Raw genomic sequence first — 12,712 nt, 5'->3', positions numbered from 1 at the left:
ATGTGGGATAAAATACAATATGCCTTTCTTTATAGCTGGGTAAAAGTACACGCCTTACTTCCCATGCGAGCTTTATACGTGTTATCAGACATCCTATATGTCCTTATCTATAAGATAGCCGGATACCGGGTAAAAGTAGTGCGCCGTAATATAACCGCCTCTTTCCCGGATAAATCCAAGGCTGAGTGGCGTCAGTTGGAACGCCGGTTCTACCATCATTTCGCCGATTATATCGTGGAAACGATTAAATTGGCCCATATCTCTCTGGATGAGATACAACAGCGAGCCTATCTGAAGAACCCGGAATTGGTTGACCAACTTATGGAGAAAGGCCATACTTGCTTCATCCTCACGATGGGGCATTATGGCAACTGGGAATGGTTCTCCGGATCGACCACCCGTTTCGAGGACTCACGCATCTATCAGATATACCGTCCGTTAAACAACAAGGCCTTTGATAAGCTATTCGCCGATCTCAGGACACAGTTCGGTTCTTTCGGCATCAAGAAAAACGATACGATACGGGATATCATCAAGTTAAAACAAGACAAAACCAAATCTGTCGTCATCTTCTTGGCGGACCAGACACCCAGCAAGGCCAACCTGCATTATTGGACCGAGTTCCTTCATCAAGATACAGCCATATTAACCGGTCCGGAGCGTATCGCACGGAAACTGAACCTGCCTGTGATCTTCCTCGATACCCAAAAAGTAAAAAGAGGATATTACACCGTAGACATGAAGCTGATTACGGAGAATCCAAAAGAGACTCCGGAAAATTACATCACCGAGCGATACGCACGACTTTTAGAGAAAATGATCTTGCGTGATCCGGCCTACTGGCTATGGACCCATAAACGTTGGAAACATAAACACGAGCAACAAGGATGAAAAAAGTAGCGATTGTCATCTTAAACTGGAACGGAAGAAAGCTAATGGAGGAATTCCTTCCTTCCGTCGTATCCAACTCTCCGGAATGGGCGGAGGTTATCGTAGCAGATAACGGTTCTACCGATGACTCGATCGAGATGTTGAAAGCAAAATTCCCGACCGTCGGCATTATCTCCTTCAACCAGAATTATGGTTTTGCCGAAGGATATAATCAAGCGCTCAAAAGGCTCGACCATGAATATTGCGTTTTATTAAACAGCGACGTAGAAGTTACTCCCAATTGGTTAGATGCCCCGATTGCCACTCTCGACTCTGATCCGTCAATCGCTTGTGTCCAACCCAAAATACGGGCTCAACGAAATAAAGAATACTTCGAGTACGCGGGTGCGGCCGGAGGATACATTGACAAATACGGCTATCCATTTTGTCGGGGGAGAATCTTGCATATCGTGGAAAAGGACGAGGGGCAATACGACACTCCCGCCGATATCTTATGGGCGACAGGAGCCTGCTTATTCGTTCGTACGGCTACGTATAAGGAAGTCGGGGGATTAGATGCCGGATTCTTCGCACATCAAGAAGAAGTCGATATGTGCTGGCGTTTACGTTCACGGGGATATCGGTTGGTATGCGTCCCACAATCCATCGTTTACCACGTCGGTGGAGCCACCTTGAACGCGGAAAGTCCCCGCAAGACCTTCCTCAATTTCCGGAATAGTTTGCTGATGCTTTATAAGAACTCCCGGGAAGCTGATTTAAAGCATGTGATGCGCATTCGCTTTTGGCTGGACTATATCGCCGCCGCTAAGTTTCTGATGGAAGGTCATATCCAAAATGCGAAAGCGGTTTATGAGGCACGGAAAGCCTATCACCAGCTGAAGCCGGAATATGCGCCCAAGCGTAAAGAGAATCTGGAGAAAAGTACACTGAGCACCATCCCGGAACTTATGCGGGACAGTTTAATTCTGGCATTTTATCTAAAAAGGAAGAGGACATTCAAAGCGATAAAGGATAGACGATAAAGAAACCGGCCTTCTTACTTCCCCTAAGGAGAAAAAGAAGACCGGAGAGCTTGGAGATAAGATAGAGAATAGATTATGGATTACTATTCTTTTACTTTTTTAATAGCTTTATAAATCTCACTATATGAATCTCGACCTTGATACTTCTCAGCAAGTTCACAAGCTTTAATCATTTTTGCATCTGCAATCATATCCCTTACCCAGCTATCTTTTTCCAGATATTTACGTGTTTTGCCGTATGTTGGAAGATAGCGCTTCAAAGCCCTTTCTGTAGCTGCTGAATCTAGGAAATGACGGCAAGTATCCTCAAAATGCAAAAGGAACCAATATTCGATTGATTGCAAACTGTCGCACAGAATAACATTACCATTCTTCTCATATTTCTTTTTCAGAGCTGCCATCTTCCTATTTTCAGCATCTGATCGTCTGCTAACATCGGCATCGAAAACACAGATTACAAATACATCTTCATTTAGAAGCTCCTTTATCTTTTTATCAATCTTCTCGATACTATTATTCTCAAACAGACGTGGAGATATAGAGTATCTGTAGCCTAGAAACTTTTTAAGATGACTGAAATAAAACAATTCAGTCAGTCCTTCACCCACAATATGAATGACTTGTCTAGTGGCAATATTCTTTCTAACTTTTCTCATAAGGCCGGTATTTATAGATTAGGAACTGCCCCAAATTTACCAAACTTATACGCCTTTTGTAGAGAGCTTATTCTATTCAAGCCTTTGAAATCAGTTAGAGGATATAGTACACTGGCTCCATCTGTGTTCTTCTCGGCGAACCAGATATTATCTTTTCTAAGCAGATCCTCTTCCCCCAACAGACCGTCATAATGAGTAGTAAGCAGTAACTGAGCTTGCTTTGACTCCTTCAAGAAACGTTCAATCATATATTCGATCAACTTAGGATGAAGAGATGATTCTATTTCATCTACAGCAAGGAATGCATTGCTTCCAATACTATTTTGTATCTGGGATGCCAAGCCGAATGTTCGTATGGTACCATCTGATTCATACAACTCCGGGAACTCATAGTAATCATTCCCCCCCAACCCGGAAGAGACCTTGTGCTGATACATGGTATAATTTACTACTCCCTTTTTAGTCTCCTGCTCTTTTGAAGAAATATTCGAAATATTGAAGTCTGCTTCCTGCAAATACCTTAGGATATATTCTTTGGCAGTTTCTTTTTTAATTGCCTCTTCTGCATAGCGGCTAAGTGATGATGTAGGTACTATCGCAGGCATCATTTGTTTAGTCAAATACTGAAGGGCTGTTTCCATTTCTGCAATATTGGTATTTACCTGCATGTAAGCTGCAAAGACAGACATATTAGGTAAACACTTTAAGGTTATTTCCTCTTTTGCAGCCGTACTGATTTTAACTTTTTGACCAAATTTGATGGAAGAGACATTGTTTTCCATGCTACGTTCAAAAACAGTGGCCGGTTGTTGACTGAGATAATAAATCAAGGTTTCCCGGACAATGTGCGTAGTCTCCAACAATACGGAATAGACATATCTGATAGCCTTGTCTCCATTCATGGCATAAAATGAAACAGAAAACTCTGATGCTTGTTCTTTACTTGTTCTATTTAGCAAGAACGGAACAATCTTAATTAGCTCCGCTTTATTAAGTGGAGTGCAAGTTATAAAGGACCTTATAAAATCGCAAACCTTAATAATATTACTTTTTCCTGAGGCATTGGCTCCATAAATGACAGCTAACTTAAGTAATTTTACATCCGGAGCCAGCTCAACAACATGATATGACTCCAAATCCTTACTCTTATCTGCCTCAAAGCTAAGAACTGTCTCATCTCTGAATGAGAACATATTCTTGAATTTAATTTCAGCTATCATATATCTATTGTTTTCTCACAAAGATACATATAAAAACCGAATACAAGGTATTCAGGCAATAACAACATGCGTATCCATAAGCAATCATTTATCTTATAACAGCGCTTAGATACCAATAATACATTTTTCTCACGCCATCCTCTATATCCACCCGGTGATGCCATCCCAACTCATGCAGTTTGGCCACATCGGTCAATTTACGCATAGTTCCATCCGGTTTTGTGGGATTGAACTCTACCTTACCTCGATAACCGGTTGTTCTCACGATCAAATCTGCCAAAGTAGCGATCGAAATCTCCTTCCCGGTACCTATATTAATATGGCAATTACGGATATCAGTATCTCCTTGCGAATAAGTATCCTTAAAATCCACATGTTCCATGATATATACGCTCGCATCTGCCATTTCCTCACTCCATAAGAACTCTCGAAGCGGCTTACCAGTTCCCCATAGCTCCACCTTATCCGAAGAGATCCCATAACGAGCCAAAACCAAAAGAATTTCCTCTTGGGAGCAATGTCCATCAATACCCTCCACTGGACGGGCATCTAAATCCCGGCAAACACCTTGCCAATCTCCCTCATTCAAACACTTGCCCAAATGGATCTTCCGTATCATAGCTGGCAATACATGGCTACGTTCCAAATCAAAATTATCATTCGGGCCATATAAATTAGTCGGCATCACAGCGATATAATTCGTACCATATTGCAGATTAAAACTCTCGCACATTTTCAACCCTGCGATCTTGGCGATCGCATACGGCTCATTCGTGTACTCCAGCGGAGAAGTCAGCAAAGCGTCCTCTCGCATCGGCTGCTCCGCATCACGTGGATAAATACAAGTGCTACCTAAAAATAACAATTTCTTGACCCCATGGCGAAAGCTCTCACCAATCACGTTCTGCTGAATCTGTAAGTTCCGGTAGATAAAATCAGCCCTATACTTACTATTCGCCATAATCCCCCCTACATGAGCGGCTGCGAGAATCACGTACTCCGGCTGTTCCTCATCAAAAAAGCGCTTGACAGCGATGCCATCCAATAAGTCCAGCTCTTTATGCGTACGTCCTACCAGATTCTCATATCCCTTTCTTTCCAGATTCTCCCAAATGGCAGAGCCGACCAATCCTCTATGGCCGGCTACATATATCTTAGCGTTCTTCTCCATCATTTCACGATGCCCTTCTCTAGATACTCAGCCAAATTAGTACGAACATGCGCAGAGGCACGTTCCACGGCCACCTTCGCCATATCCGCGTCCACCATTATCTTCACCAGTTGCTCAAAAGAAGTCTTTCGCGGATTCCACCCCAGCTCACGTCTCGCTTTCGATGGATCTCCCCAAAGATTAACCACATCGGTGGGACGATAGAAATCGGGAGATACCTCCACCAGCACCTTTCCCGTCTTGCGGTCGATTCCCTTCTCATTTTCTTCCTCACCTTGCCAGTACAATTCAAAGCCCACATAACGGAAAGCCAATTCGCAAAACTCCCGTACGGAATGTTGCTCACCCGTAGCGATCACGAAGTCCTCCGGTTTCTCATTTTGAAGGATCAGCCACATACATTCCACATAATCCTTGGCATACCCCCAATCACGAAGCGACGATAAATTACCCAATAAAAGCCTGTCCTGTTTCCCTTGTGCGATACGTGCGGCAGCCAACGTGATCTTACGAGTCACGAAAGTCTCGCCCCGTCGTTCCGATTCATGGTTAAACAAGATACCCGAGCAGCAAAACATATGATAAGCCTCCCGATACTCCTTTACGATCCAATAACCATACAGCTTCGCCACCGCATAGGGGCTATACGGATGAAAAGGCGTTTTCTCATTCTGAGGAACCTCCTCCACCTTCCCATATAATTCGGAAGTAGAGGCTTGGTAAATACGACAAGTACCCGTAAGATCATTTTGCCTTACCGCCTCTAGAATACGTAATACCCCGGTAGCATCCACATCAGCCGTGAACTCCGGTGAATCAAAAGAGACTTGCACATGGCTCTGCGCAGCGAGGTTATAAATCTCCGTAGGCTTTACCCTCTTCACCACCTGCGAGAGACTCGTGGAATCCCCTAGATCCGCATAGTGAAGATGGAAAGCGGGATGGCCTTCCAAATGCGCGATCCGTTCCCTGAAATCAACAGATGAGCGGCGAATGGTGCCATGTACATCATATCCTTTCTCCAAAAGGAATTCGGCCAAGAAGGAACCGTCTTGGCCGGTAATACCAGTAATTAATGCTACTTTTCTCATTTTATTTTCATGTTTATCTTTTCATATTCATAGATCTTGATAGTCCATTATACTGAAAGTTTATGTGAAGCAGTCCGCTTATTATCATTGTAATATTAATTCTTTCTTTTATTGTCTTGTATCCTTTTAATATATCGTAGATGATGTTCTTTCTCACTAATTGTCGAGAACCGATCCTTTATTTTCTTTGCAGGGACACCTCCCCAAATTTCACAGTCCGGAATGTCTTGTGTCACTACAGCTCCAGCCGCTATTACCACCCCTTTGCCGATAGTGATACCGCCCACGATTGTAGCACTATGCCCTATCCATACATCATCTTCAACAATCGTTATGCCATTGTACCCTCTTGAACTATTCCAGATAAGTTCACCCACAGTATCAAACTGATGATCATTTCTTCCGACAAAACAAACACGTCCGGCTATCAAGATATTATTTTTAAATACGACATCAGAAGCGATATTGCAATATTCTCCAAACTGGACGTTATGACCAATACTTATTTTCATGCCTCTGGCAAAAGTAGTGTGAGCCATAACTCTCACGAAACCATTGTATTTCACCCATGGATATTTCAAATGAAATAAATACCATGTTCGAACAATGTTCATTATGTAGCGTATGGCAAACGTTGTCATACCTGCCCCTTTCGGCATGTTATGATAATCTATTTTCACTTGTTTCGATTAATATTATAAAAAGCAGATACATAATTGTCAAAAGAGCATGGCATCAAGTTTGCCCTAGATAAAGGCTTATTGGAATATTTCCGACAGGCTTGCCTTATTATGTAAATGAATTCTGTTTCATTCATGGGATCAAATAACATTCCATTGCCTTTGGTCACAAAATCCGTGGCACCGATATACTTGCTTGCCACCACGGGACATCCGTAAACCAAAGACTCATTAATAACAGCGCCAAAGGGTTCATACCTACTCGGCAGAATAAAAAAATTGGCTATTTCATACCATGCATACAAACCGACATCGGTATGAAATCCGGCAAAAACCACTTTGTCTTTCAGCCCAAGTCGCTTTGCTTGTTGTTGCAAGCTTTCTGATAGTTCCCCCTCACCTACAATGACCAATCTATAATTTACGATTTGTGCTTTTGCAAACGCATTTAACAGCAAATCCAACCCTTTTGCTTTTACTAACCTACCTGTGTAAAGAATAACAGAAGTCCCTGCCAAACCATATTGTTGAATGTATTTTTGAAGGATAGGTTGAAACTGTGAGCGATAAGCCAACAATGTTTGAGGATTCTGTATATTAGGACATACCTCTATCCGCAATCGGGGGAATCTTCTTTGATACCATTGCTTCACAGCATCACCATAGACTATAATCCCATTGCTGTGGGTCAATACATAGCTCCTGGATTTAGCCTTCAATCCGGAAGATATTTCGGCCATTTTCAAGTTGTCAGATGTTGTCAGATAATAGTTGTAGTGAAATAGCCCCATTTGCTTATACAAGGCTACCAAAATACTTGTATAGGAATACTCATGGGAGAAAATGACATCGGGATCTATTTTTTTGATTAAATTGAAAATTCCCAGACGTACAGGCCTATTTCCAATCCTGAATCCTTTAGTCAAGAAAAGGACCTTAATATTCTCCAGTTTTTCCAGCAATTCTTTCCTGTTATAGGTGAATCCCTCACTGTCAGCATCCGTAAATGCGATGGTCATGTCATAATATTTACCCATCTCATTAAACACATCAATCCTCCATGGAGATAGGTACTGGTAAAAGACTAATGCTTTCAACTTATTCATCTTCCTATACAGTAATAATCAAAGCCCAAATGTTGAAGTTCTTCTGCGTCATAAATGTTCCGCCCATCAATGATGACCGGATTGTTCATCAATTTCAGTAATAGGCTCCAATTGGGTAGCCGGAACTGTTTCCACTCAGTCTGTATCAATAAAGCATCCACTTCCAAGACAGTATCATACATGTCTGCGGCATATTCCACACCCCCGCCCATACGACGACGGCATTCCTCCATTGCCACAGGATCATACACCCGTACTTTGCATCCTTCCCTCAGCAACCGATCAATAGTGACCAATGAAGTCGCCTCACGCATATCGTCTGTTTCCGGTTTGAAGGCAAGTCCCCAAACAGCAATCTTTTTCCCTTGCAAAGCCCCTTTATAATGCTTGAACAATTTATTGAAAAGTACACTCTTTTGCTTTTCATTCACAGACTCCACCGCATTTAGCACCTTCATTTCATATCCATGCTTCTCTGCGGTCTTTATCAAAGCTTTAACATCCTTCGGGAAACACGAACCGCCATAACCGCAACCCGGGTAAAGGAACTTGCTTCCGATACGGCTGTCCGAACCTATTCCCTTTCGCACCATATTCACATCAGCTCCCACCAATTCGCATAAATTGGCAATATCGTTCATGAAGCTGATACGGGTAGCCAGCATAGAGTTTGCTGCGTATTTTATCATTTCCGCACTGGGTATATCGGTAAATATTACCCGGAAATTGTTCAGCAGGAAAGGACGGTAAAGTTTACTCATCAACTCCTTGGCTCTTTTCGATTCCACTCCTACCACAACCCTGTCTGGCGACATGAAATCTTTGATGGCTGCTCCTTCTTTTAGAAATTCAGGATTGGAAGCTACATCAAAGGGAACATTCACACATCGTTTATCAAGCTCTGCCTGAATAACAGCCTTCACTTTTTGGGCAGTCCCTATAGGAACTGTTGATTTGGTGACAAGCAGGGTATATTTCTGAATATTCTCACCAAATTGTTTTGCCACTGCCAATACATATCGTAAATCGGCACTTCCGTCTTCATCGGGAGGTGTCCCCACGGCACAGAACACAATGTCCACATCATTCAAGACAGACGTTAGATGGGTCGTAAAGCTCAACCTTCCTTCACGAAAATTGCGCATCACCATTTCATCCAATCCGGGTTCGTAAATAGGAATCCGACCGTTCTGTAAGTTTTCTATTTTTTCTCGATTCACGTCCACGCAAGTGACATGAACACCCATTTCCGCAAAGCAGGTGCCAGAAACCAATCCGACATAACCTGTACCAACAATTGCTATATTCATAACTATCTTTTAACGTCTTTTCCTGCATGTCGCATATACCTGTGAAAAGAATCCTATGATTGTTTTTCTCAATCCCACAAGTCTCATCGTGAATATAAGCGGATGCTGAATTTTGTTCTCAAACTTCTTTAATTGTATATCTTCCATATTTAATATGACAGGAAGAGCCACTTTCAAGAAAGGGATACCATGATGTGTTGATCTAAATGGCAGTAAATGGATTCCCTTTGTGTCTCCCAAATATGACCGCTGCTCGATGTCCCATCTGGATTGATTGGAAAAGAAATAATAAATATTCATCATAGGCATAATAAATGGGACAATATCAAAATACTTCCTATAAGGACCATCCTTTAATCTAAAGATTAGCGGATTTGTCTTTTCATTACTCTTTGTTAATAGGGATGTCAATTCTACTTGAGGATTGAAAGCAAATACCCTTTCGACTTTGAGGATGGAACCATACAAAATGGCCGCATAACCACCTGCTGAACTGCCAGACATGATAGTACGGTATCCATCGGTTTCATTTTTCAGAAATTCGATTAGTCTTTCCGGAGAATCAATGCTTTGGTTGATACCGGACAAATACCACTGCTTGAATACATCACGAACAAAAATATGTTTATACGCTTTTTCTATCCTTAAATTATACCATTCAAAGAAGTTTTTCTCTACAATCCTTTTCCTGAAAATATCTTCAACGTTTGGATAATATAGATCATTGCTGCAAAAATAGACAGCACAATACGTTTTATCCTTACATTGTTCATTATACTCAATCAGATAGTTGTGTTGGGTATCATACACATTACGTACAATATCCGAATCTGTTTGAAAAACAAACATGGATTTATTTATTGTTTCCATAATTGCGGAAATAAAACTCTTATATGAATTGTAATAAAATGCTTGACGGCTGTCACAAATCCGATGTGCCTTTTTTCAAAAAGGAAAAAAGGTATCGGTTCTGCATACCCTAAGGGGGAATAAAGATTTTTTATCCGCCTAATGAACGGGATCTCTTTTCTTGCCCATGCAGGCAACTTTGGATTGCTCTCGCAAATGCCTAGATATCCAGTAGCAACATAATTCTTAAAGCCGGCTTTCCGTACCCTATATCCATAATCAATATCTCCAATGGCATGACGATAAGTCCAATCAAGATTGCCAACCTTTTTAAAAACACATTGTGGTATCAAAACGCAATTTCCATTAAACTTTTCACATTCCTGCAACTTTCCATTAGGAGTTATTTTTTGCGAACCATCATATCCGCTATACGTAGTAACGCCTTTTTCCCTTAACCTCATTGGTGCTACTATTACGGCCTGATGATTGCATTTTGCAGAATTATCTAACAAAGTAAACAACGCACCGTCAAATAAATAGCTATCATCATTCAACCATAGATAAAAATTATAATCTTGTTTGGCAGCTTCTTCCCATGCCCTATACATTCCTCTGTTCCAAAATAAGTTACCATCACCTTTGATAATATGAACTTTCGGGAATTGCCTTTTAATCGCTTCCGGTGTTCCGTCCGTACAACCGTCATCGGTTAGATAAATATCGAGGCGCAAATAATTTGGCAATACTTGTTTATAAAGATTTTCCAAACATCTCAATGTTTTATTCTTCCTGTCATGAACTGTCAGTAATACGGCAATGTTTGCCTCTATCTGTTCCATTTTAAGATCCTTGATATAACTTGAATATTTGCCTTACGTTTGTTGGCAGAAAAAACTTTCTCATAACCATTTCATATCCGTTCTTGATTATCATTTCCTTTTCACCGCTGTTTGTCCTTAGCTTTTTGATTGCTTTTACGATCTCAGTCGATTGCTCTGGTATCAATAAAGAGCACAACTGTTCTTTATTGAAATCCCGCAATCCGGGAACATCATATAATATTGCCGGAATTTTGCAAGCCAAGGCTTCTATAGTAGTTAAGGAGATGCCTTCATAGTGTGAAGTCATAAGATATACATCAGAAACAATAAGGAATTTTCTCACCTCTTTTTGATTTCCCATAAAACGAATTTTGTTCTCAACTCCAAGTTTTCTTGCCAAAGTTTTTTCTTCTTCGGTAGTATCTCCTTGTCCAAGGTGAAGATACATTAGATTATTTTTTTCTTTTAGCAAATCGGGAAGTGCTTTGATAATGTCATGATGCCGTTTATTAACACTACAACCTCCTACGGAAATTATAACAAAACTATCTTTTGAGATGCCAAGTTCTTTTCTAACAGCTTGCTTCTCTGCCTTATCAGCCGGAAAGAATCGTTTATTCCCAAACCAATTATAGATTTTTATCGTGTCATTATGATAATATAAACGTTCATTATCGTACACACTATCTGATATCGTTTGGAATTTACAACTCAACAAATTCTTTGCACTCCATCTTAACCATATATGGTAAAGGTATGAAATAGGTCTGGACTTAAAGCAACTATGAAAAGTGTAGACAGAACGTATTCCCGCCAGACATGCAACCAAAGCCATATCCCATTTCATATTCGATGCATGGGTATGAATGACATCTATTCCTTCTTTTTTCACCAACCGGACTATTTGTTGGCAATAACTCCATCTGGTAATCAATCCACTCGGACAAGGTAGATGATATACTTTGTAACCTGCATCTTTAAACATGTCGGCATATTTACCCAACCTTTCTGCCGAATTTATAACATACAATTCACACCCAAGGCTTCTAAATTCATCGGCTGCATCAACATACATGATCTCAGCCCCAGAAAATTTCAATTCGTATAAAACATGCAATATTTTCATCGCTTATAGAATTACAACTTTTTAGTTACTTTGTGGATCAACAATTATTCAATAAATATACTACAGCTTCATTTCATCATTCATAAAAGAAAAAATCTGATTCAGCTAACCACATTTCAGTCATCTTACTTTTTTTGAAGAAAGCTCTGATTTCCATCTCTTTCTGTGCGGAAAAAACACGCTGATCCCCTAATCGAACCACTTTACCAGGACTACCTGCTATAAGTATTCCATCATCATGGTAACCTAAAAAACTCTTATTCACAAAACTCCTACTTGCCACAATGGTATTGTCGGGAAGTTGAGTACCCCGCATAAGGGTAGTAGAATTTCCAATCCAGTTCCTATTCCCCACTTCGATAATTCCCACACAATCCTTTACCAAGCCGTCTTTCTGAAGTATATAATGAAAGTTCGTATCACAACAAACACAATCGAAAGCGAACTGGCTATACGCTCGAATAAATATCCGATTGTTACATAAGATTTTACATCCACCTGAAAAACAGACATTTTCTCCCAGTTGCAATATTCCATCATTGATGCGCAAAGTACAGCCTGAAGAGAATTGAACGTCACCTTCTAGTACCATCGTACCATTTATCATAAACAATAATGAGGGAGCTGGGGTTGGATAAAAATATTCATTGTATAATAATTTATCGTTATAAATTTGCATAAACATTCAACATCAAAGTGTGGAATAAGACCGAGTTTTCATTAGTCATAAAGACCGTGAATCATGTTCTGTCCCCACACTTTATAC

Annotated in this window: 13 protein-coding genes; 2 read left to right on the top strand and 11 right to left on the bottom strand. The window is 40.7% G+C overall.

Annotated elements, in window-relative coordinates:
- Together NBH16_RS07675 and NBH16_RS07670 are read left to right on the top strand one after the other, a co-directional pair.
- Nucleotides 1–891 (top strand): lysophospholipid acyltransferase family protein, encoded by an 891-nt coding sequence (locus NBH16_RS07675; RefSeq protein WP_005865563.1) that lies wholly within the window; start codon nucleotides 1–3, stop codon nucleotides 889–891.
- Entirely contained in the window at nucleotides 888–1,913 is a 1,026-nt protein-coding gene (locus NBH16_RS07670; protein ID WP_044546465.1) for a glycosyltransferase family 2 protein, read from the top strand. The genes NBH16_RS07675 and NBH16_RS07670 overlap by 4 nt, the downstream gene beginning before the upstream one ends.
- A gap of 83 nt (nucleotides 1,914–1,996) precedes the next feature.
- Here the strand turns inward: NBH16_RS07670 and NBH16_RS07665 are convergent, their stop codons facing one another.
- From NBH16_RS07665 to NBH16_RS07615, 11 genes are all read right to left on the bottom strand, one after another.
- Nucleotides 1,997–2,569, bottom strand: coding sequence for an RloB family protein (locus NBH16_RS07665; protein ID WP_005865560.1), 573 nt, complete (start codon nucleotides 2,567–2,569; stop codon nucleotides 1,997–1,999).
- 11 nt (nucleotides 2,570–2,580) lie between these two features.
- Nucleotides 2,581–3,789, bottom strand: coding sequence for an AAA family ATPase (locus NBH16_RS07660; RefSeq protein WP_005865557.1), 1,209 nt, complete (start codon nucleotides 3,787–3,789; stop codon nucleotides 2,581–2,583).
- 88 nt (nucleotides 3,790–3,877) lie between these two features.
- Nucleotides 3,878–4,960, bottom strand: coding sequence for a GDP-L-fucose synthase family protein (locus tag NBH16_RS07655; RefSeq protein ID WP_048928356.1), 1,083 nt, complete (start codon nucleotides 4,958–4,960; stop codon nucleotides 3,878–3,880).
- Nucleotides 4,960–6,051 (bottom strand): GDP-mannose 4,6-dehydratase, encoded by a 1,092-nt coding sequence (gmd, locus tag NBH16_RS07650; protein ID WP_005865553.1) that lies wholly within the window; start codon nucleotides 6,049–6,051, stop codon nucleotides 4,960–4,962. Before gmd ends, NBH16_RS07655 begins: the two co-directional genes overlap by 1 nt.
- Before the next feature lie 95 nt (nucleotides 6,052–6,146).
- Nucleotides 6,147–6,731 carry a DapH/DapD/GlmU-related protein gene (locus tag NBH16_RS07645; protein WP_009018610.1) on the bottom strand — a complete coding sequence of 195 codons (585 nt, stop codon included), beginning with the start codon at nucleotides 6,729–6,731 and terminating at the stop codon, nucleotides 6,147–6,149.
- Nucleotides 6,728–7,837, bottom strand: a complete 1,110-nt coding sequence (locus tag NBH16_RS07640; protein WP_227713816.1) for a glycosyltransferase — start codon at nucleotides 7,835–7,837, stop codon at nucleotides 6,728–6,730. Before NBH16_RS07640 ends, NBH16_RS07645 begins: the two co-directional genes overlap by 4 nt.
- On the bottom strand, nucleotides 7,834–9,147 hold the full coding sequence (locus NBH16_RS07635; protein ID WP_048928343.1) for a UDP-glucose dehydrogenase family protein: 1,314 nt from the start codon (nucleotides 9,145–9,147) through the stop codon (nucleotides 7,834–7,836). The genes NBH16_RS07640 and NBH16_RS07635 overlap by 4 nt, the downstream gene beginning before the upstream one ends.
- A gap of 9 nt (nucleotides 9,148–9,156) precedes the next feature.
- On the bottom strand, nucleotides 9,157–10,017 hold the full coding sequence (locus NBH16_RS07630) for a hypothetical protein (RefSeq protein ID WP_227154289.1): 861 nt from the start codon (nucleotides 10,015–10,017) through the stop codon (nucleotides 9,157–9,159).
- A complete protein-coding gene (locus NBH16_RS07625) occupies nucleotides 10,005–10,838 on the bottom strand; it encodes a glycosyltransferase family 2 protein (RefSeq protein ID WP_005865542.1) in 834 nt (277 codons plus the stop codon). The genes NBH16_RS07630 and NBH16_RS07625 overlap by 13 nt, the downstream gene beginning before the upstream one ends.
- A 1-nt stretch (nucleotide 10,839) precedes the next feature.
- The gene (locus tag NBH16_RS07620) at nucleotides 10,840–11,946 is read right to left on the bottom strand and encodes a glycosyltransferase family 4 protein (RefSeq protein WP_005865540.1); all 1,107 of its coding nucleotides are present in this window, start codon (nucleotides 11,944–11,946) and stop codon (nucleotides 10,840–10,842) included.
- A 76-nt stretch (nucleotides 11,947–12,022) separates the two neighbouring features.
- Nucleotides 12,023–12,625, bottom strand: a complete 603-nt coding sequence (locus tag NBH16_RS07615; RefSeq protein WP_250788327.1) for an acyltransferase — start codon at nucleotides 12,623–12,625, stop codon at nucleotides 12,023–12,025.
- Nucleotides 12,626–12,712 lie beyond the last annotated feature (87 nt).

Source organism: Parabacteroides sp. Y3-G-102, assembly GCF_023656845.1.
Taxonomy (GTDB): Bacteria; Bacteroidota; Bacteroidia; order Bacteroidales; family Tannerellaceae; genus Parabacteroides; species Parabacteroides distasonis.
Note: the sequence above shows the minus strand (reverse complement) of the source record. Positions and strands in the feature narration are given on the sequence as shown.